At 63.3% G+C, this 21,162-nt stretch carries 17 protein-coding genes and 2 pseudogenes; 6 read left to right on the top strand and 13 right to left on the bottom strand.

All coding sequences use genetic code 11. The features are described from left to right. The first annotated feature begins 301 nt into the window (after positions 1 to 301). On the top strand, positions 302 to 1,339 hold the full coding sequence (locus tag EOA13_RS28985; RefSeq protein WP_127296923.1) for a phosphatidylglycerol lysyltransferase domain-containing protein: 1,038 nt from the start codon (positions 302 to 304) through the stop codon (positions 1,337 to 1,339). A 30-nt stretch (positions 1,340 to 1,369) separates the two neighbouring features. On the opposite strand, the gene EOA13_RS28980 is transcribed toward EOA13_RS28985, so the two are convergent. Continuing rightward, entirely contained in the window at positions 1,370 to 2,131 is a 762-nt protein-coding gene (locus EOA13_RS28980) for an ABC transporter permease (RefSeq protein ID WP_127296922.1), read from the bottom strand. Then, entirely contained in the window at positions 2,128 to 3,054 is a 927-nt protein-coding gene (locus tag EOA13_RS28975; RefSeq protein WP_127296921.1) for an ABC transporter ATP-binding protein, read from the bottom strand. The genes EOA13_RS28980 and EOA13_RS28975 overlap by 4 nt, the downstream gene beginning before the upstream one ends. Before the next feature lie 260 nt (positions 3,055 to 3,314). Here EOA13_RS28975 and EOA13_RS28970 point away from each other — a divergent pair, with 260 nt between their 5' ends. Then, complete coding sequence (locus EOA13_RS28970) at positions 3,315 to 4,676, top strand: cytochrome ubiquinol oxidase subunit I (protein WP_127296920.1); 1,362 nt, start codon at positions 3,315 to 3,317, stop codon at positions 4,674 to 4,676. A gap of 9 nt (positions 4,677 to 4,685) precedes the next feature. Beyond that, on the top strand, positions 4,686 to 5,690 hold the full coding sequence (locus tag EOA13_RS28965; RefSeq protein WP_127296919.1) for a cytochrome d ubiquinol oxidase subunit II: 1,005 nt from the start codon (positions 4,686 to 4,688) through the stop codon (positions 5,688 to 5,690). Positions 5,691 to 5,836: 146 nt separating this feature from the next. Here EOA13_RS28965 and EOA13_RS28960 read toward each other — a convergent pair. From EOA13_RS28960 to EOA13_RS28935, 5 genes and pseudogenes are all read right to left on the bottom strand, one after another. After that, positions 5,837 to 6,123, bottom strand: a pseudogene (locus EOA13_RS28960) (GIY-YIG nuclease family protein). 185 nt (positions 6,124 to 6,308) lie between these two features. Beyond that, a complete protein-coding gene (gene msrA / locus EOA13_RS28955) occupies positions 6,309 to 7,037 on the bottom strand; it encodes a peptide-methionine (S)-S-oxide reductase MsrA (protein ID WP_127296918.1) in 729 nt (242 codons plus the stop codon). A gap of 337 nt (positions 7,038 to 7,374) precedes the next feature. After that, a complete protein-coding gene (locus tag EOA13_RS28950) occupies positions 7,375 to 7,632 on the bottom strand; it encodes a hypothetical protein (RefSeq protein ID WP_127296917.1) in 258 nt (85 codons plus the stop codon). Positions 7,633 to 7,734: 102 nt separating this feature from the next. Then, positions 7,735 to 8,428, bottom strand: a pseudogene (locus tag EOA13_RS28945) (DUF1223 domain-containing protein). A gap of 345 nt (positions 8,429 to 8,773) precedes the next feature. Continuing rightward, positions 8,774 to 9,943, bottom strand: a complete 1,170-nt coding sequence (locus EOA13_RS28935; protein ID WP_127296916.1) for a pilus assembly protein TadG-related protein — start codon at positions 9,941 to 9,943, stop codon at positions 8,774 to 8,776. Positions 9,944 to 10,130: 187 nt separating this feature from the next. Between EOA13_RS28935 and lepA the strand changes: the two genes are divergently transcribed. Further along, positions 10,131 to 11,936 carry a translation elongation factor 4 gene (gene lepA, locus EOA13_RS28930; protein ID WP_127296915.1) on the top strand — a complete coding sequence of 602 codons (1,806 nt, stop codon included), beginning with the start codon at positions 10,131 to 10,133 and terminating at the stop codon, positions 11,934 to 11,936. Positions 11,937 to 12,124: 188 nt separating this feature from the next. Here the strand turns inward: lepA and EOA13_RS28925 are convergent, their stop codons facing one another. Beyond that, the gene (locus EOA13_RS28925; RefSeq protein WP_127296914.1) at positions 12,125 to 12,844 is read right to left on the bottom strand and encodes a hypothetical protein; all 720 of its coding nucleotides are present in this window, start codon (positions 12,842 to 12,844) and stop codon (positions 12,125 to 12,127) included. A 14-nt stretch (positions 12,845 to 12,858) separates the two neighbouring features. Here EOA13_RS28925 and EOA13_RS28920 point away from each other — a divergent pair, with 14 nt between their 5' ends. Next, positions 12,859 to 13,086 carry a hypothetical protein gene (locus EOA13_RS28920; RefSeq protein ID WP_127296913.1) on the top strand — a complete coding sequence of 76 codons (228 nt, stop codon included), beginning with the start codon at positions 12,859 to 12,861 and terminating at the stop codon, positions 13,084 to 13,086. 245 nt (positions 13,087 to 13,331) lie between these two features. Beyond that, positions 13,332 to 13,526 (top strand): hypothetical protein, encoded by a 195-nt coding sequence (locus EOA13_RS39010; protein WP_245490519.1) that lies wholly within the window; start codon positions 13,332 to 13,334, stop codon positions 13,524 to 13,526. Positions 13,527 to 14,448: 922 nt separating this feature from the next. Here the strand turns inward: EOA13_RS39010 and EOA13_RS28895 are convergent. The 5 genes from EOA13_RS28895 to EOA13_RS28870 form a co-directional block, all read right to left on the bottom strand. Beyond that, a complete protein-coding gene (locus EOA13_RS28895) occupies positions 14,449 to 16,089 on the bottom strand; it encodes an ABC transporter substrate-binding protein (protein ID WP_127296912.1) in 1,641 nt (546 codons plus the stop codon). A gap of 386 nt (positions 16,090 to 16,475) precedes the next feature. After that, complete coding sequence (locus tag EOA13_RS28890; protein ID WP_127296911.1) at positions 16,476 to 17,423, bottom strand: alpha/beta hydrolase; 948 nt, start codon at positions 17,421 to 17,423, stop codon at positions 16,476 to 16,478. Between the two features lie 11 nt (positions 17,424 to 17,434). After that, positions 17,435 to 18,115, bottom strand: a complete 681-nt coding sequence (locus EOA13_RS28885; protein ID WP_127296910.1) for an isochorismatase family protein — start codon at positions 18,113 to 18,115, stop codon at positions 17,435 to 17,437. 310 nt (positions 18,116 to 18,425) lie between these two features. Further along, positions 18,426 to 19,730 (bottom strand): Xaa-Pro peptidase family protein, encoded by a 1,305-nt coding sequence (locus EOA13_RS28875; RefSeq protein WP_127296909.1) that lies wholly within the window; start codon positions 19,728 to 19,730, stop codon positions 18,426 to 18,428. A gap of 168 nt (positions 19,731 to 19,898) precedes the next feature. Further along, the gene (locus EOA13_RS28870; RefSeq protein ID WP_127296908.1) at positions 19,899 to 20,870 is read right to left on the bottom strand and encodes a GlxA family transcriptional regulator; all 972 of its coding nucleotides are present in this window, start codon (positions 20,868 to 20,870) and stop codon (positions 19,899 to 19,901) included. Between the last annotated feature and the right edge of the window lie 292 nt (positions 20,871 to 21,162).

The following is a 21,162-nucleotide window of genomic DNA, read 5'->3' as shown; positions in this document are numbered from 1 at the left end:
ACCGTTTGATCGCGCGCAGGATCCCTGCAGCAAACCGCGGCCGAATTTCGAGCGATGCGATTTAGAGCCACACGCCGGCCGCGGTTGCGCTCTATATGGCATATGCGCGATATCAACGGTAATCAGGTCGCGGCAATGTGATTGATTCGAGGCCTTGGGTGGCTGGCGGGTCTCGGTTATCCCCCACGCGCATGTCCGAAAATCGAGTCCGATTTTCGAGTCATGCGCAGAATCAAAGTGTTACAGCACCTTGGCGCGTCCTGGACGGCCGGCGCTGTAGGCGGCACGCGGAATCTCGACCATGCCCTCCTTGCGGTTCTATTTCGACAAGATCCTTGAGGCTGCCGCGCCCGAGGTCGAGCGGCAGGCGCTGACCCATGTCGAACGCCTGGCACTGGTGCGCCGCTATGGCGACTTCTCGCTCGCCTATTCCACCGCCGTGCAAGGCAAGCTTTCCTATTTCGGCGACGCCGACGGCTACATAGCCTTCGGTACCAAGATGAAGCACCATTTCGCGCTCGGCGACCCGGTGGCGGCTCCGGCGCGTCGGGCCGATTACATCAAGCGCTTCGTCGAGACCGCCGGCAGCCCATGGTTCGTGCAGGTGGGCGAGGATACCGCACGCGTGCTGGCCGGCCTTGGCTACAAGGTCAATCGCCTCGGCATCGACACCCGCCTCGCCCTGCCCGAGCATGATTTTTCCGGGAAGCGCAACGAGACCGTGCGCTACTCCGAGCGCTGGCTGCTGAAGAAAGGCTTTTCGTTCGAAGAGGACAAGCGCACCATCTACCTCGACGAGATCGCCCGGCTTTCGGAAAACTGGCGCGGCGACCGCATCGTCAAGCGCTGGGAGATGGGCTTTCTCAACCGCCATTTCGCCGACCATCTCGGCACCGACATGCGCCGTTTCGTCCTGCACGGTCCCGATGGCGAACTGGTCGCTTTGCTCGACTTCGACCCATTGTTTGCCGACGGCAAGGTCATCGGCTACACCACCGCCTTCAAGCGCAAGCATCTCGACGCCTCACCGCATGCCGAGGTCGGCCTGACCAAATTCGCCGTCGACCGTTTTCGCGAAGAGGGCATCTCGGTGGTCACGCTCGGCCTGTCGCCGCTCGTCGATGTGGGTCCGAGCGGATTTGCCGAAAGCGATTTCTGGCGCAATGCCTTCCAGCGCGCCTATTCTTCGCCCTGGGTCAACCGCCGCAGGTTCAACCTGCAGGGCCAGGCGGCCTTCAAGCGCCGCTTCCACGGCGTCGAAGAGCCGGTCTATATCGCCTTCCGCAAGGGAACGTATGTCGAGATGCTGGGGTTGCTGCGGCTGGTCAAGGCGATCTAGGCTGGCGGTGCTTCAAGATGCTTTCTGCGGTCAGTTCCTGAGGCGATAGCCAGTCCTGAAGATCCAGGCGACGATGGTTATGCAGACCAGCAGGAAGACAACGGTCATGCCGAGGCTGACGCCGACCGAAACGTCGGACTTGCCGTAGAAGCTCCAGCGGAAGCCGCTGATCAAATAGACGACCGGATTGAACAGCGTCACCGTGCGCCAGATCTCGGGCAGCATGTTGATCGAATAGAAGCTGCCGCCGAGGAAGGTCAGCGGCGTGATGATCAACAGCGGCACCAGCTGCAGCTGCTCGAAACTCTTCGCCCAGATGCCGATGATGAAGCCGAACAGGCTAAAGGTCACCGCCGTCAGCACCAGGAAGGCGAGCATCCAGAACGGATGCAGGATGGTCAGCGGCACGAACAGCGAGGCGGTGGCCAGGATGATCAGGCCGAGGAGGATCGACTTGGTCGCGGCACCGCCGACATAGGCGATGACGATCTCCAGATAGGAGACCGGCGCCGACAGAAGCTCGTAGATCGAGCCGACGAATTTCGGGAAATAGATGGCAAAGGAGGCGTTGGAGATCGACTGCGTCAACAGCGACAGCATGATCAGACCCGGCACGATGAAGGCGCCGTAGCTGATGCCGTCGATCTCGGTGATGCGCGAGCCGATGGCCGAGCCGAAGACGACGAAATACAGCGATGTCGAGATGACCGGCGAGACGATGCTCTGCAGCACGGTGCGGAAAGCACGCGCCATTTCCATCCGGTAGATCGCCCATACTGCGCGAAGGTTCATGGCTCCCTCCTCACCAGATTGACGAAGATCTCCTCGAGCGAAGAGTTTTGCGTGTCGATATCGCGGAACTGGATGCCGCCGGCCTCGAGGTCGCGCATCAACGAGGCGACGCCGGGCCGCTCGGCCTGATTGTCATAGGTGTAGGTCAGCTGCCCGCCATCCGGCGACAATTCCAGCGCATAGCGCGAGAACGCCTCGGGAATGGCCGTCAGCGGATTGCGCAATTCCAGCACCAGCCGCTTGCGGCCGAGCTTGCGCATCAGTTCGGCCTTGTTCTCGACCAGGATGATCTCGCCGCGATTGATGACGCCGACGCGGTCGGCCATCGCCTCGGCTTCCTCGATATAGTGCGTGGTGAGGATGATGGTGACGCCGTCCTCGCGCAGCCGGCGCACCATCGCCCACATGTCCTGGCGCAGCTCGACGTCGACGCCGGCGGTCGGCTCGTCGAGGAACAGGATGCGCGGCTCATGCGACAGCGCCTTGGCGATCATCAGCCGGCGCTTCATGCCGCCCGACAGGGTGATCGCCTTGGCGTCCCTCTTGTCCCACAGCGACAGGTCGCGCAGCACCTTCTCGACAAAGCCGGGGTTGGCCGGCTTGCCGAACAGGCCACGGCTGTAATTGACCGTCGCCCAGACGCTCTCGAAGGCGTCGATGGTCAGTTCCTGCGGCACCAGCCCGATCAGACCGCGCGCGGCGCGATAATCCTTGTTGATGTCGTGGCCGTCGACGGTGACCGTGCCCGACGAACGGTTGACGATGCCGCAGACGATCGAGATCAGCGTCGTCTTGCCGGCGCCATTGGGTCCAAGCAGCGCGAAGATCTCGCCGCGCTGAATGTCGAGATTGACTTCCTTGAGCGCGGTGAAACCGGTGGCGTAGGTCTTGGAGACCCCGGAAATGGACAGGATGGAAGGCATGGATGAAAACGGCTGCTTGAAAGAGGTCCCCTGATATAGGCCGAATGTCGGTGCTTGCAACCGCAAGTCAATGCCCTGCTGACAGTTCTCGACAATCGTGCCGGCCGGCTGTTGCAGGTGCGGCGCACAGGCCCGGAGTTGCGCGGCACGCAACCGGCAAAATTGTCCTGTGGCGTTCAGCCTCGCGGCAGGACGCCGCTTTGACCTGAACTCGCTTCGGGCCTATCCTTCGCGAGTATTTGCAGCAGCCGGAGCCCATCATGGACCCGCTCATACTTTCGCGTATTCAGTTCGGCACAAATATTTCATTCCATATTCTATTTCCGACGATCACCATTGCGCTGGGTTGGGTGCTGCTGTTCTTCAAGCTGCGCTACAACGCGACCAACGATTCCGCCTGGATGCGCGCCTATTTCACCTGGGTGAAGGTTTTCGCGCTGTCCTTTGCCATGGGCGTGGTTTCGGGCGTCACCATGAGCTTCCAGTTCGGCACCAACTGGCCGGGCTACATGGAAAAGGTCGGCAACATCGCCGGGCCGCTGCTGGCCTACGAAATCCTCACCGCCTTCTTCCTCGAAGCGGCCTTCCTCGGCATCATGCTGTTCGGCTTCCGTCGCGTCTCCAACCGCATCCACACGCTGGCGACGGTGCTGGTCGCCGGCGGCACCACCGTCTCGGCATTCTGGATCATCGCGCTCAATTCCTGGATGCAGACGCCGGCCGGCTTCGAGATGCTTGACGGCGTGGCGCACGCCGTCGACTGGTGGGCGATCGTCTTCAACCCGTCGATGCCTTACAGGTTGACCCACATGCTGCTGGCGTCCGGCCTGACGGTGTCGTTCCTGATCGCTGGCCTGTCGGCGCTGCGCTATCTCACCGGCGACCGCTCGGAATCGATGTGGAAGGCGCTGCGCACCGGTGTCTTCACGGCGGCGATCCTGATCCCGATCCAGATCTTCGCCGGCGACCAGCACGGGCTCAACACGCTGGAGCATCAGCCGCAGAAGATCGCCGCCATGGAGGCCAACTGGAACACCGGCCCCAACGTGCCGCTGGTGCTCTTCGCGCTCCCCGACGAGGCGGCCCGCGAAAACAAATTCGAGATCGCCATTCCCGACGGCGCCAGCCTGGTGCTGCGGCACTCGACCAGCGGGGTGGTGCCGGGGCTGAACGACTATCCCGGCAACCATCCGCCGGTCTTTCCGGTGTTCTGGGGTTTCCGAATCATGGTCGGCACGGGCATATTGATGCTGCTCGTCTCATGGTCGGCGGCCTTCTCCCTCAAGCGCCGGCACAGCCTGCCTAAGCCGCTGGCCATGCTGATGGTGCCGATGGCGCTGTCGGGCTGGCTGGCGACGCTGGCCGGCTGGTACACCACCGAAATCGGCCGCCAGCCCTGGCTGGTGACCGGCGTGCTGAAAACCGCCGACGCGGTCGGCCCGGTGGCCGGCAGCCATGTCGCTCTGACGCTCGCCATATACCTCGTTCTCTATGTGCTGTTGCTGATCGCCTATCTCGGCGTGCTGGTGCACCTGGCGCTGAAGGCGGCGAAGGACGGCGATTCATCACCGCTGCCGGGCGTCATGAACGCCGCCATGTCGCAGCCGGCGGCTGGCGAGTAGGAGAAGAAAATGAGCTTCGACTGGCCAACCGCGCTCCCCTTGATCTTCGCCGGCCTGATGGGCCTCGCCATCCTGATCTACGTCATTCTCGACGGTTTCGATCTCGGCATCGGCATCCTGTTCGCCGCCGCTGAAGACGCCGAACAGGATACGATGATTGCCGCGATCGGCCCGTTCTGGGACGCCAACGAAACCTGGCTGGTGCTGGCCGTCGGCCTGCTGCTGGTCGCCTTCCCGCTGGCGCATGGCGTCATCCTGACGGCGCTCTACATTCCGGTCTTCGTGCTTTTGCTCGGGCTGATCCTGCGCGGCGTCGCCTTCGATTTCCGCGCCAAGGTGCCAGCTGGCCGCAAGCACCGCTGGAACCGTATTTTCTTCCTCGGTTCGCTCATCGCCTCGCTGGCGCAGGGCTATATGCTGGGCGTCTATGTGCTCGGGCTCGACGTCGGCCTCGGCGGCATGGCGTTCGGCGTGCTGGTGGCGTTCTGCCTTGCCGCCGCCTACGCGGCGATGGGCGCGGCCTGGGTGATCTACAAGACTGAAGGCGAATTGCAGAAGAAAGCGGTGCGCTGGCTGCGCACCGCGCTGGTGCTGACCGCGCTCGGCATGGCGGCGGTGTCGCTGGCGACGCCCTTCGCCAGCCCGCGTATCTTCGACAAATGGTTCGTCTGGCCGGAAATGCTTTATCTGTCGCCGCTGCCGATCCTGTCGGCGCTTTTGTTCCTGTGGCTGTGGCGGCAGACCTTCCATCTGCCGAAGCCCGACGACCGCCATTCGTTGATGCCGTTCCTGACGCTGGCCGCCATCTTCGCGCTCGGCTTTGCCGGCCTCGCCTGGTCGTTCTACCCGTTCGTGGTGCCGGATCGCCTGACCATCTGGCAGGCGGCTTCCGCGCCGGAGAGCCTGGCTATCATTCTGGCCGGCACCGTGGTCGTGCTGCCGGTCATCATCTTCTATTCGTTCTATGCCTACCGGGTGTTCGGCGGCAAGGCGACGGATCTGACGTATGATTGATCGGGTCAGTGGGGGGTGAAGGTGGCAGCGGCTACCGTGCCTTTGTCATCCTAGGGCGGAGCAAGGAGCGAAGCGACGCAGCGCAGACCCTAGGATCCATGCCGTAACGGTGGTGCAGTGATCCGACGGTGCAAGAAACGGTGCGCCTACCACCCCGTCCCGCGAAAAAGCTCGAACCACTCCGGATTCGCTTTTTCGATCAGGTCGATCTTCCATTGGCGAGGCCAGCGCTTCAGTGATTTCTCGCGCTGGATGGCATCAGTGATGTCGAAAAATCCTCATACCAGACCAGCCGCTGCACGCCGTAGCGGCTGGTGAACCCTGCGCCTTGGCCGGATTTGTGTTCCGGCATGCGGCGGCCGAGGTCATTGGTGACACCGATGTAGATCGTGCCACGCTTTTGGCTAGCGGTCATGTAAACGTAGCCTGTCATCGCGCGAAGATAGCTGGCGATCTGCCGGGCAGCCATCCCGCCCCGTTGCATTCTACGCCCAACGTCGCGGCATGGATCCTAGGGTCTGCGCTGCGTCGCTTCGCTCCTTGCTCCGCCCTAGGATGACGACGGAAAGGAGGGCGTCGCCGCCCTTCGCACACCCGCCCCCGCTTCTCGCGCTCGACTCAATTGCTCGCCGACAGCACCAGCACGGGCTTTTCGCTGTAGAGCGTCGGGAACAGTGCCTTCAAGTTCGCCACCTTGGGCAGGTCGTTGTAGACGATATAGGGATAGGTCGGGTTCAGCGTCAGGAAATCCTGATGGTAATTCTCGGCCGGATAGAAGGTCTTGCCGGTTTCCAGCGTGGTGACGATCGGCTCCGGGAACACCTTGGCCTGGTCGAGCTGGGCGATGTAGCTCTGCGCGATCTTCTTCTGTGCATCGTTTTCGGCGAAGATCGTCGAGCGGTATTGCGTGCCGGAGTCCGGACCCTGGAAATTCAGCTGGGTCGGGTTGTGGGCGACCGAAAAATACACCTGCAGCAGCTGGCCATATGTGATCTCAGACGGATCGTAGGTGATCTCGACGGATTCGGCATGCCCGGTGCGGCCTGAGCCGACCGTCTCGTAGACGGCGGTGCCCTTGTCGCCGCCGGTGTAGCCGGAGACGGCCTTGGTGACGCCCTTGACGTGCTGGAAGACGCCCTGCACGCCCCAGAAGCAGCCGCCGGCGAAGATTGCCTTTTCAGTGCCGGTGGCCGCCTTCTCGTCGATTGCCGGCGGCGGGATCTTCACCGCATCCTCGGCCGAAACCGCCGGCGTCAGCCAGAAGGCGGCGCCAGCGGCGGCAAGTGCCAGGGCGGCGAGCGCGCCCTTGATATACCCGAACGAACTCTTGTGCTTGATGTCGGTCATGGCTGCTCTCCTGTGGCTTCCATTGGGATCAGTCTATTGGATCAGTTACGATGGCGCGATGCGTGAGTTGCGGGACGGGCTCACATTCGCGTGCGCCGAATGCGAAATCTTACCGTCAGCGCTGCCCCTCACTGTCCTGCCGGACATCTCTCCCCGTAGAACGGGGAGAGAGCAACTGGCCGCGACGCTGGCGTTTCCACCTGCAACTCCGATGATTGGCGACACCGTCGATGAGCGCCCCTCTCCCCGTCACTATACGGGGAGAGGATGCCGGCAGGCTGGTGAGGGGCAGCGCCAAGGGCGGCCATTGTGAATGGACGGCTGAGACGCAGTAGAATTAGTTTGCTGGCTTCATCGCATCCGTTGCCGGCTTCATGGCGTCGGCGGCCGGCTTCATGGAATTGGTGGCCATCGGATCGGCCGGCTTCATCGCATCGGTTGCAGGCTTCATCGCATCCGCGGCCGGTTTCATCGCATTTGCAGCCGGCTTCATCGCGTTGGTCGCGTCGTCGGCACGGGCGATGCCGCCGGAAAACAGCGCCGTCGAGCACAAAGCGAGAGCGAGCGCCGGCAGCGTCAGGCGGGAAATGGTCATGATGATCTCCTTGGGGTTGGTCGTGAAGGCGCGCCCTCTTGGCGGCCGTGCTATGCGGCGCCGCTCCATGCGGCGTTGCGCAATCTCTTGTCGAAGCGCGATCTAGTCGGTCGCGGCAGCCAGGATCGGTCCGCCACCGGGCGACTGCACGAGCACGGCGGTGCTCAGGCCGCCGGATGCGGCGGGCAGCGGATACGTCGCGGCCGCGCCGGTCCAGTTGCCGAGGTTTTTGAGCGCATGCACGACATTGGCGTGCGGCAAGGTGCGGCCGGTATTTTTCGCCGCGCGCCACCGGCACCTCGACGACGCCCCTGAGATAGCGCACCAGCCAGACATCGGCGTGGCCGCCAGGTGCGGCGCCGGCGCCGATGCTGATCTTGCCGCCATCGAGCGACAATGCCGGGCCGCCCGTCCGGCCGCTCGCCGAGATCAGCTTTTCGATCTCGCCGGGGGCGGTGCCGACGACATCGGCATGGCCGTTGACCACCACTTGCGGCGTGAACGGCCCGTCACGGCCGAGCGCCGGCTCGTAACTGACCTGGCGCCGGGTGAATTCCTGTTTTCCGAAAATATCCTTCCAGCCGAGATAGTCCCAGTAGGTGACGTTGAACGACAGCGCCAGCACGCCGGGCTGGTCCTTGACCTTGATCAGATTGGCATTGGCCGGCGGGCAGGACGAGCAGCCCTGGCTGGTGAACAGCTCGACCACGGTGAGCGGCTGGGCCGCCGCCGCACCGAGCGACGCCGCCAGCGCGAGCGCTGAGAGGCTGGACACTGTGACGAACTTGCGGGACATCGGCTTCCTCCGTGGGCGGCGGCGCCTGGAAGCACCGCTCATCTCCCCACTTCGCCGCTGCTTGCTGCTTCGTTACAGCGCTCACCGGTTTGTGATGAAGGTTCGGGAGATCGCAGGGAAAGCCGGAGGGACAGCACCCCCCTCTGGCCTGCCGGCCATCTCCCCCGCAAGGAGGGAGATCGACCCTCATCACGGCTTTCGCCTATCACTAGCTTCGCAACAGGAGCGCGGCCGACGAAGCTGCCAATCTCCCCCCTTGCGGGGGAGATGTCCGGCAGGACAGAGGGGTGTGTGAAGGATCGCCAAGCCTCACAAGCCCATAGGGCGTTTAGCCTGGGGCAGCGTCTACTGCGTCAGCACCGTGTTGGAGGGCCGCTTGTTGAAGTCGCACTTGCCGGTCACGCTGTAGAAGAAGTCGGCGTTCGTGACGTCTGGCAGTGGAGGATTGTTGCCGCCGTCTTCCCATGCCTGGTCGCTGGTCTGGCTGCAAGGCACCACTTTGAAGATGTCGACGTCCGTGTTGCTGGCAACCTCGACGGGGAGGTATTTGGAAGGGTCCAGTGCCTTTTGTGCCGCGGTGCTGTACCCGGCGCCGAGGTAGAGCCGGTTCGACGTGTCTGTATTGTTCGACTTGAGCGGGTTGACCGGTCCGGACGGCACATCCATCTGCAGATAGAGCTTGTCCACCGTGCTCACGTTGACTGTTGCGCCACTGCTGTTTCCGGCGGAATTCGTGGTCGCGCACGTCGTCTTGAAATAGATGGTGGCGCTCGTCTTTCCGCTTTTTGCCACCGCGGTGCTTTTGTAAACTCCCGCAGTGGCAGTGAAATCGGTTGCCGATCCTACTGTCGTGCACACTTGGGTCTGAACCAGCGTATTGGTTGGTCCCGTGGTAATAGTTGTCGTGCCGTAACCTTTCGGCTCGGTAGCCGTATAGGTCTTACCCCCGCTCGTATAGGAATAATTGTACGCCTTGTATTTATAGTCGGCCTTCATCATGGCCGTCGGTGTGGTCGTGGAGGTCCAACCGTAGGGAAGGCCGTACAAGGTCATGGTCTTGTTCCAGTAGCCTGAAACGTGATCGACGTTGAATGTGGCCTCCACCAGTGCGGGCGTCTTGCTCACCGCCGACGAGACACCGACCGCCACCGTCGGGATCCTGGCGATTTGCATGAACACGGTCGGCATGGCGTAGCTTGCCGAGGCCCGCGCTGTGGCGGTGCCGTTGGCGCTGACGTCGAAGCTGTTCAGCGTCGCTGTGCCCTGTCCGCCGTTTTCTCTGTAGGTATCCTGGAGCACCACCTGGCGCTGCGGCTTCGTCGAGGCCGTTTCCATCGTGGTGATCGACAGGATCGCGGCGTCGAGTGCCGCCTGCTCGGTCGACCTGGTCTGGACTGCGGAGGTGTAGTCGACGGAAAAGCCGATCGCGGTGATCAGCGGAATCATGGCGAGAACAAGTATCGGTGCGAACGAGCCACTCCGCGACTCGATAAAATTGCCTGCAAGCCCCCGCATGCCTTCGTCCTTACATCAGATATTTCCCCCCGCTAACATGCCGATCACAAATTATGCTCTAATGGGCTTGGTTAAAATTTATCGATTTTTCGCGAAAAGCGCGAAAAAAGCGACAGGCGCCCGCGCTGCCTGCTCCGGCAAAGGCGCACAGCTTGCTCGGGCAAGCCACCCCTGCTAAACGCGCGCCATGAGCACGCCCCTCGACCACATCCGCAATTTCTCCATCGTCGCCCATATCGACCATGGCAAATCCACGCTTGCCGACCGGCTGATCCAGCTGACCGGCGGGCTGGAGCTGCGCGACATGAAGGAGCAGGTGCTGGACTCGATGGATATCGAGCGCGAGCGCGGCATCACCATCAAGGCGCAGACGGTGCGGCTGAAGTACCACGCCAACAATGGCGAGGACTATATCCTCAACCTGATCGACACGCCCGGACACGTCGACTTCGCCTATGAAGTGTCGCGATCGCTCGCCGCCTGCGAGGGTTCGCTGCTGGTGGTCGACGCCAGCCAAGGCGTCGAGGCGCAGACGCTGGCCAATGTCTACCAGGCGATCGACAACAACCACGAGATCGTCGTGGTGCTGAACAAGGTCGACCTGCCGGCCGCCGAGCCCGAGCGCATCCGCGAGCAGGTCGAGGAGGTGATCGGCATCGACGCTTCCAACGCCGTGCTGATCTCGGCCAAGACCGGGCTCGGCATTCCCGACGTGCTCGAAGCCATCGTCCACCAATTGCCGCCGCCGCGCGAAGGCGACGCGACCGCGCCCCTGAAGGCGATGCTGGTCGACAGCTGGTACGACGCCTATCTCGGCGTCATCGTTCTGGTGCGCGTCATCGACGGCGTTTTGAAAAAGGGCCAGACCATCCGCATGATGGGCACCGGCGCCAAGCACCTGGTCGAGCGCACCGGCGTGTTCACCCCGGCCCGCATCAATGTCGACGAGCTCGGCCCCGGCGAGTTCGGCTTCTTCACGGGCTCGATCAAGGAAGTGGCCGACACCCGCGTCGGCGACACCATCACCGAGGACAAGCGCACAACGGCCAAGGCGCTGCCCGGCTTCAAGCCGGCGCAGCCGGTGGTGTTCTGCGGCCTGTTCCCGGTCGACGCCGCCGATTTCGAGGATCTGCGCGCCGCGGTCGGCAAGCTGCGCCTCAACGACGCCAGCTTCTCCTTTGAAATGGAAACCAGCGCCGCACTCGGCTTCGGCTACCGCTGCGGCTTCCTTGGCCTGCTGCATCTCGAAATCATCCAGGAGCGGCTGGAGCGCGAGTTCAACCTCGACCTGATCGCCACGGCACCGAGCGTCGTCTACCGGCTGGCTCTGACCGACGGCTCGATGAAGGAATTGCACAACCCGGCCGACATGCCGGATGTGGTGAAAATCTCGGCCATCGAGGAGCCGTGGATCCGCGCCACCATCCTGACCCCCGACGATTATCTCGGCGGCATCCTGAAGCTCTGCCAGGACCGGCGCGGCATCCAGGCCGACCTGTCCTATGTCGGCAAGCGCGCCATGCTGATCTACGATCTGCCGCTCAACGAAGTCGTCTTCGATTTCTACGACCGGCTGAAGTCGATCTCCAAGGGTTACGCCTCCTTCGACTATCACCTCACCGACTACCGGGAAGGCGACCTCGTGAAGATGTCGATCCTGGTGAATGAGGAGCCGGTGGATGCGCTTTCCATGCTGGTGCACCGCACGGCGGCGGAAAAGCGCGGTAGGCAGATGTGCGAGAAGCTGAAAGAGCTGATCCCCAACCATCTGTTCAAGATCCCGATCCAGGCCGCCATCGGCGGCAAGGTCATCGCCCGCGAAACCATCTCGGCGCTGCGCAAGGACGTCACCGCCAAATGCTACGGCGGCGACGTGAGCCGGAAGCGCAAGCTGTTGGACAAGCAGAAAGAGGGCAAGAAGCGGATGAGGCAGTTTGGGAAGGTGGATATTCCGCAGGAGGCGTTTATCCAGGCGCTTAAGATGGGCGATTGAGAAGCCGGTTGGCGCGCAAAGCGCGCCAAGTCATCGATCCGGTGGATCGATGACAGGCTTCGAAAGCGGGGGAGCTGCCGGAGGCAGCGGGCCCCCCGCCAGCGTGGCGCTGGGGCTGCGCGGTGGAGATTATTCTCCGGGAGGCGGCGGCGCTGAACGGTCGTCGGGATCGGGTAAAGGGTCAGCAGCTAGAAGATCGCCCCAGCTGGCGGCTCGATGTTCGGCCATTGATAAGCGATAGCGCCGCAAGCCGCCTTCATCTCATTGTAGAGATAGACGGCGTTCGTCGGAGCTACATAGACCTTCCCGTTGAAGCAATCCAGAGTCTGGCAAAGATCGCGCTCGGCCGTCGCCTGGGGTTCAAACGGCTCGTCGCGAAACACGCCAAACATCAATGCCGACTGATAGCCTGCGGTTTTCTCTGGCAGCTTGGCCGATTTACTGTATCGGAAATTGATAGCGCCTATCTTGCGGTTATTCTTTTGGTTTTTCCTAGCGACAAGCAAATCCGGGAAAAATGATATCTCCGTGCCGTTGAAGTCCAGCTTCGTCGACGTTTTGCAACGGTCGAAGTCCGTTCCCTTAATTGGCTGACACCCCATCGTTAACACACAATTAACGTAATCGATATTGTGCTGCTTAACCTCTGCTTCAAAGTCGGTGTCTGTAATCTTACCGCCATATAGATCAAGTTTTTGCGTTAATACATCATGGTTAATCTTGCCATTAACCATTGATTCTGCTACCATTTTCTTAGCATCGTGATGCTGGATAACAGCCGCTTTCGGCTGATATTTGCAACTGCGTAATATACTCCGTCGGGCTTGTTCTGAAGCATTCATGTAGTCGGCAAGTTTATTGTCGGAAAGGCGTGGGTTCTTGACTTCCCTATGAGTCTTGACGGACATGGAAGGAGCCTCAGGTGTCGGATTATTTCTTTAGTGGCGAATCAAGGACCGGCGAAAAGCTATTTATCGCCCCGATCACTTCGGACGTTGCTGCGGCGCACAATATTGCCGACTCAGAATCGATCGGTTACTTCCTTTATCAGAAACCTGCAAATTCTCATAATTCAGACGTGTGCATACTCGCGAAGCTTCCGTCTGAAGATGCTGCGTTTGAGCTCGGTCGATTGCTGGGTTTGAGCTAGCTCGACTTTTCGTCTTCGCGCTAGCCGTCCTTCGGAGGCGGCGATTTAACCACCTTCTTCAACACGCGGCTCCGACGTGACGTATCGTTGCGACGGCTTGGGGAGACATCACATTCCGTTCCACTTCGGACACCGTTGCCGCGACCGGCCTCGCCATCGGCGGCGCCTGTGGCCTGGCCGGCACCTTCGTCGCCAGCGCTGAACTCCGCGAAACACTCTGGACGATCGACGGCGCGGCACTGGTGGTGGCCACCGCTCTGCTGACCATGAAATACCAGCGGCTGGGCAATGACTGTGTCGCGGCCGGCTTCCTGACCTTCCTCGCCGGCGAAAGCCTGCTGCTGGCCGGCAATGCGGCGGGACTTGAGGCCAGCGTGCCCTCCTATCTCGGCGGCATCTCGCTGTGGGCGCGGTCATGGTCGGCGCCCTTCGCCCTGTAGATGCGGCTCCCTCGTGGCCGCCGGGCTGTTTGTCGTCTCGGCTTGCATGATCCTCCGGGGCGCGCCCTTACCGCCGACCCCCTGGCCGCTGCCCGTCGCCGGGTATCCGTTCCTGGTGCTGACCTTTGTCGGCTGGATTTGAACTTTGGTGAAGCCGGCCCGGTGAGCTGGTCAGGACGCACCCGCAACGGGGCGGGTTCATACAGTCCGCACCAACCCTGAGTTGGTTGATCGCGGAGATTCGGAGCTGTAGAAAACTCGGGCGGCGGACATTAATCAGTTCGCCAGTGGCCGGCGCGGGCTCAGGCAACTGCCTCACCGGCATTCGCGCCGGCCATTTCCCAGTCGCATACGGCCAGCGTTGGCGCTGCCCCTCATCTGGCTGCCGCCATCTTCTCCCCGTAAACGGGGCGAAGGACGCTGTCGTCTCGGCTTTCGCCAATCCAAACGGTGCGGAAAAGGCGTCGGCGTTGCGGCCAGCGTCTTTCTCCCCGTCACTATACGGGGAGAAATGCCCGGCAGGGCAATGAGGGGCGGCGCTGGCTTGCAATAGGCGCACGCTAGCCGGGCCTCTATCCTCAATCCTGACCCAGTTTTGACTTTGCGAATGGCATCCCCCACTCCGTCGCTGCTTCGCAGCGCCACCTCTCCCCCCTCCGGAGGGAGAGGAAGGGCGCCAAGGTGGGCGAACTCGCGCCTTTCCTCTCCCCCGTCGATCGGGGGAGAGGTGTCGAGCGAAGCTCGACGGAGTGGGGGTCGATCTTTCTGATTGCCGCTTTGCCTGAGTTTTCGCTCTCGGCGGCTTGTGCTTATTTTTCGGCGACTGCGCGTTTCATGAAGGGCGTCCCCCGCTCCGTCCCGGCTTCGCCGGCCCACCTCTCCCCCACTCCCGTGGGGGCGAGGAACCCAAGGATGGAAAGCCTCAACTCTCAATCCAAACCTTCTCAAAATGCTGCTCGAGCGCCTGGTGCTGTTCGCAGCCTTCGACGCCTTTGCGATACGTCCGGTAGACCGAGCGCCAGTAGGGTTGGATGATGATGCCTGAGTCGCGCAGGTTCTGTTCGATCTTGCCCATGATCTCCTTGCGCGCCTTGGCGTCCGGTGTTGCCAGCGCCTTGTCGAGCAGCTCGTCGAACTCCTTGCTGGCGTAGGCGCTCTCGTTCCAGGCGGCGCCCGATTTATACGCCAGCGCCAGCACCTGGACGCCGAGCGGGCGGCCGAGCCATTCGGTGCAGGAGAAGGGGTATTTGCTCCAGTCGTTCCAGAAGGTGGCGGCCGGCAGCACGGTGCGCTTGATCTTCAGGCCGGCCTCGCGCATCTGCGCGCCGATGGCGTCGCCGGTGCTCTTTTGCCATTCGACATCGACGGAGATGAGCTCGAACTCGTGGTCGGCCTTGCCGGCCTCGGCCAGCAGCTTCTTCGACTGCTCGACGTCACGCCTGGCCGGGCCGATATCGGCATATTCGGGATGCATGGGGCCGACATGGTGGTTGTCGGCGGGCTTGCCGCGGCCGCCGAGGCCGAGTGCCAGCACGGCGGAATTGTCGACGGCGAGCTGGGCGGCGCGGCGCACCTTGACGTCGTCATAGGGCGCGTTGGCGACATTGAAGCGGGCGACGATGGTGGAGCCGGTGGCGATCTCGGAGTTCATCAGCCCCATCTGCTCGGTCTGCGAGACAGCGTCGGAAGCGGTTTCGTGATCGGTATCGATCTCGCCGGACTCGAAGGCCGACAGCATGGCGTTGGGATCTGAGCCGTAGTCGACCCATTTGATGCCGTCGAGGTGGAATTCGCCTTTCCACCAGGGCTTGTCCTTGCGCTTCACCTCGGCGCCGGTCTCGGCATCCCAGCTGACCAGCTCGCAGGGGCCGGTGGTGATGGCAAGCGCCTTCATGGGATCGCCGTCGCCCTCATAGGAGCGGTGCATGATCAGCGCGGGATAGTCGGCCATGCCGGCGATCAGCGAAATGTCGGGTTTCGGCAGATTGAGCTTGATGGTGAAGTCGTCGACCTTGGCGATGCCGCCATCGACGACCTTCTTGGTGTCGGCGTTGACCAGCGCGCCCATGCGCGCGGCGACCGAATTGCCCGGCACCGAAGCATCGCACCAGCGGGTGAGGTTGTGGATGACATCGTCGGCGTTGAAGGCATCGCCATTCGACCAGGAGATGCCCTTGCGCACATGCAGGGTGAGGGTCCTGGCGTCGTCGCTGGCTTCCCAGCTTTCGAGCAGCCAGGGCTCGAAGGAGAAGTCGGTGTTCCAGCGCACCAGATATTCGTTGCAGTGGCGGGCGACATTCGACATTTCCACGCCGTCGAAGGTGCGCGGGTCCTTGAAGCCCTTGACGTTCATGGCGACGCGCAAGACGCCACCCTTCTTGGGCTCCGCCGCGCGGGCAGGGGTGGGAGCGAGGCCGCCCAGCGCCAGCGCGCCGGCGGCGCTGACGCCGAGGCCGGCCATCAGCGCCAGGTATTCGCGACGGTTGATGCCGCCGGTCCTGAAATCGTCGGCGACGGGCTTGGCTTGCGGGTGGAGTTTGCGGTCGGTCAGCATGAATTTCATCGTCGTTCCCCTGTTGTTGATGCATGCCGCCCAAAAGTGCCCAGCGGTTTTGGGACAACGGCATGCACAGAAAAATCGCCCCGGCCGATCGACAGACGCGGGGGCGGACGCGACCGCCGGGGCGCCATGCCTGTGGGGAATGATAGAGCGGGGTGACGCTGGGGAGTGTTCGGTTTTCCGCAGTGATTGTGCGGGGTTCCGCAGGGGTTCCAGCTTGGATTCCTCGCCCCACGAAAGTGGGGAGAGGTGGCTCGGCGAAGCCGAGACGGAGAGGGGACCGCCCTACGAAGGCCCCCTCTCCGTCCGCTTCGCGGCCACCTCTCCCCCGCGTTGCGGGGGCGAGGAACCCAGGTCTTGAAAGGCGACGCTCCGCCGCTGGCCTTCGCTCAATACGGCCACCCACCCCGGCCCAGCGCGGCAACCGCACTGACAATCCGCGCAAACACCTCCGCCGCCGCCGGCACGGTCGTTCGGGCGCGCAGGAAGCTGTGCACCAGCCTCGGCTCCTCGTGCCACCAGGCCTTGCCGCCGGCGGCCACAATGCGGTCGCGATAGGTCTCGCCATCCGACGACAGCGGGTCGCACTCGGCTGACACGATCACCGTCGGCGGCAGCCCGGTGAAATCCGTGTCGCGCAGCGGCGAGAAGGTCGGATCATCCGGTGATTGCCGCCTGGTTGAGCGGACGTCGCGGTAGAAGACGACGTCGGCCACTGACAGCAGCGGCGCCTCGGCGTGCTCGACATAGGAGCCGGCGCTCTCGTCGCCGCCGAGTTCGGGATAGATCAGCACCTGGCCGATGGCCGCACTGGCGTGCCGGCGCGTCGCCTGCGCCACTCCAGCTGCGAGGTTGCCGCCCGCGCTTTCGCCGCACAGCACCAGCGGCAGGCCTGTTGTCTCCGCCGCCCACTCGAAGGCGGTGACGGCATCGTCGAAGGCGGCGGGGTGCATGTATTCCGGGGCCAGCCGGTAGTCGACCGACAGCACGTCGAAACCGGTGCCGGCGCAGAGTTCGGCGCAGATGTCGTCATGGCTTTCCAGCCCGCCGAGGATGAAGCCGCCGCCGTGGTAGTAGATCACCATCGCCTGGGCGGCCTTGCCGGCAAGCCGGTAACGGCGGATCGGGATGTCGCGGCCGGTGGCGGCGATCAGGCCGTCGCTGGCCTTGACGCCCGCGGGGCGGCCCTGGTGGAAAGCCCGGCTCATACGGTCATAGACGGCGCGCTGCTTGTCGATCGGCAGGCCGATGATTTCGGGCGGATACCAGGCGTTGACCGCCTCGATATAGGCCCAGAGCTCTGGGTCGAGGCGGGTTTCGTAGGGGCCCCTGGTCATGCTTTCGACAGTCATAGATCGGCGTAAAGCGCGGCCGCATTGTCGAAGCTGAAGCGCAGCGGCACCGAACCTTCGACCTGCCAGGCTGTGACGGTTTCGCCCGCCAGCAGCCGGCAGGCGCCGTCGGTGTCGGTGACGGCGCCGCCATAGAGCCGGTTGGCGAGGTTGAGTATGCCGGTCTGGTGCATGGCCGCACTGCCGCTGCCGCAGGCATCCTTGACCAGCAGCACGCGAAAGCCCTTGGCCACCGCGTCTTTCACCGAGGCGTCGATACAGGCCTCGGTCCAGACGCCTGATACGACCAGCCATTCGATGCCCGAAGACTTGATGTCGCGGGCCGCCGGCCCGGACCGAAAGGCGCTGGCCTCGGCCTTGATCAGCAGCGCCTCGCCATTGGCCGGCGCCACCTCATGGCAGATCTCGGTCAGCGGATCGCTCTTGTCGGAGAAGGCCGACTTGCCGTCCTCACCGACCGGGTGGAACGGCCGGTCCTGGCTGTCGAGATCGACGATATAGGCCCAATGGTAGAGCGGCACATGGTTGCCCCGCGCCGCCGCCTGCAGGCGCTGGACGTTGGCGAGGATGCTGCTGAAGCCCTCGACGAGGTAACGATGGTCCTGCCGGTGCTCTTCCTGCAGGTCGATGAAGATCGCGGCCACCGTGCCGCGCTTGATGGCGATGGGGGTTTTCATGCGGCGCCTGCGTTCCGGGCAGCCGGCGCGGCTTTTACAGCGAGGTGGCGCAAGCGGTGGTGACTGGCCGAAGCGCCCCCGACTTCGTCATCCACGGGCGGAGCGGGAGCGAAGCGGACGCGCAGACCCGAGGATCCATGCCGTGACGTTGGCCGTAGCGCGCAGCGGAGCAGATTCCGCACCGTGGCGACGCGTTGGAGTCGCGGCATGGATCCTAGGGTCTGCGCCGCGTCGCTGCGCTCCTTGCTCCGCCCTAGGATGACGAAGTGATTGGAGGCTGCGACAGCAGTCAAGGAGCGCGGAACCTGCATCAAACCTGCGTCTCCAGAAACTCATCCTCATACGGAAAGCGCGACAGGAGTTCGGTGCCGGTGTCGGTGATCAGGATCTCGTCCTCCAGCTTGACGCCCTCGCGGCCGCCCTTTTCGCCGATATAGCTTTCGACGCTCACCACCATGCCTGGCAAGATATGGCCGTCGCGGCCATAGGTCTCGTAATCCATGGAATGCGCGATGAACGGCGTTTCGCCATGCATGCCGACGCCGTGCATGACCGAGGTGTAGCGCTGGTCGATGAAACGGTCGGGGATTTTCCACGCCTTCTCGGCGATCTCGCGGAACGCCATGCCGGGTTTGACGATCGAGATGTTATGCTGAACCTGATCGTGCGCCATGCGGTAGAGCGATTTCTGGTAGGGTGTCGGCTTGCCCGGCCCGCAGCGGAAGGTGCGCGAGAAATCCGAATAATAGCCGTAGCAGCCGATCGTGTCGGTATCGAGCGCCAGCAGTTCGCCGGGGCGGATCTTCCGGCCGCTGGCCTCGTTGAACCAGGGATTGGTGCGCTGGCCGGAGGTGAGCAGCCGGGTCTCGATGAACTCGCCGCCCTGGCGGATGACCTCGCCATACATGATGGCGAACAGGTCGTTTTCGGACACGCCGGGCTTGATCGCCTCGCGCACCGCATAGACGGCGGCCTCGGCGCCGGCCATCGACACCTGCAGGCATTTGACTTCCTCCGGCGTCTTCACGGCGCGCACCGCCAGGATCTCGCCCTGGCAATCGCGAACCTCGCAGCCGCGCTTTTCCAGCGCCAGCGCCTGCAGATGGCTGCAGCGGTCGAGGCCGAGCTTCATCGAGCCGCCGCCATGCTGCTTCAGAAGCTCGGCGATCTCGTCGGCGAAGGGACCGGCGGTCTCGTCGTCGCGGCCCGACACCGACGACCAGACCAGCTTGGAAGGACGCGCCTCGTCGATCGTGTCGAGCACAATCGAGACATGGTAGCTCTGCGGATATTCGAACAGCACGATCGGCCCGTCGGTCGGAATGAAGAAATAGCGGGTCGAGTTGCGCAGGAAATAGCCGAACATGTTGCGCGAGCCGGTGGCATAGCGCTGGTTGTAGGGGTCGAACAACACGACGCCGCCATAGCCGGCCTCGCGCATCCAGCCGCGCAGTTTCGCCAGCCGGCCCTTGCGCAGCGCATCGGCATCGATGAAGGACGGCTCGGTATCCGACAGCCACATGCCGCCGGCCGGATCCGCGGCGGCCGGATGGCGCATGCGGTCCTTGAAGTCCACATCCTCGGTGCTGTCGGGGTCGAATACGACGATGCTCATGGGGGTACCTTGGCTGGGTTGCGAGGCCGGAGCATGGCGCAGGAGGGGCGGAGGGATTGTGCTGAAAACCGCAGGTGTTGTGCGGGATGCCGCTGATGCCTTATGCGCAACGCTGGCGGGACAGAGGGGGGTGTGACGGAACTTGTCGCGGCGCGATTAGCAAGTCCCCTAATGCCGCCGCCCCAACTTCGGCGGATGCCCGTGCTCCTCGCGAAACGCCCGGGCAAAGCTCGACATCGATGCAAACCCACACGCCAGCGCCACGTCGCGCACGGCGAGCGTCGAATGCGCCAAAAGGTCGGCGGCGCGCTTCAGCCGCAGGCGCCGATAATAGCCATTGGGCGAGATGGCGAGTTCGGAGCGGAAACTGCGCTCGAGCTTGTCGGAGGAGACGCCGAGCTTCGCGGTCAGCTCGACCATGCCGAGCCGCTCCTCGACCGCATCCTCCATGATGGCGATGGCCGACAGCACCAGCTCGTTCTGGACGCCGGTGCGCAGCCGCAGCGGCATCATCTTGCGGTCGATGCTGGAGCGAAGCTGGCTGTGCACGAACCATTCGGCGACGCCGGCGGCAAGCTCGGCGCCATAGTCGCGGGTGATGATCTCCAGCATCATGTCGAGGCTGCCGACGCCGCCGGCCGAGGTGAAGCGCTTGCGGTCGATGACATAGAGGTCGCGCCTGAGCTCAATGTTGGGAAAGGCCTCGGTGAAGGCGGCCTGGCTGGTCCAGTGCAAGGTGCAGGCATGGCCGTCGAGCAGGCCGGCGCGCGCCAGGAAGAACGCGGCATCCGCCACCGCACCGATATGGGCGCCGTTGCGCAGGCTCTTGCGGATCCAGTGTGCTGCGTCCTCGGCGACGAGATGATCGGCATCGCCGCCCGAGCAGACAACGATGCGGTCGACCTTGGGCGCGTCCTCGGCGTAAAAACCCGGCTGGATGACGACGCCATTCGACGCCTCGACCGCGCCTTTCGTGCCGCCGACAATGATCCAGCGATAGCACTGCCGCTTGGCCAGCACGTTCGCCGCACGCAGCGGCTCGATGACCGAACTGAACGCCATCATCGGAAAGCCGGGGAAGACCAGCACCGCGAAGGTGAGCGGGGTGTCGGTGGGTTTTGGGGGTTCGCGCGTGGCCATGGGGCGCTACATTTCGGGCAGATGGGGCGCGGGGTCAATTGGGCTGATGCTTGAACCTGGAACGTCAGCGCCGCCCCTCACCTGCCTGCCGGCATCCTCTCCCCGTAAACGGGGCGAGGGACGCTGTTATCGGCGCTTACGCCAATCACCGGCGGCCGCGGTTAGTGTCCAGCCGATAGATGGGTAACAGTTTGAACCGGATACATAGGTAACAGTTTTCCCCTTACGATGGGTTCGCCGAAGCATCGCGCCAACCCAACCGCTTGGCGCTTCGGCGAACCAGTTTCATGTG

The sequence above is a fragment of the Mesorhizobium sp. M7A.F.Ca.US.011.01.1.1 genome (genome assembly GCF_003998295.1).
Classification (GTDB): Bacteria; Pseudomonadota; Alphaproteobacteria; order Rhizobiales; family Rhizobiaceae; genus Mesorhizobium.
Note: the sequence above shows the minus strand (reverse complement) of the source record. Positions and strands in the feature narration are given on the sequence as shown.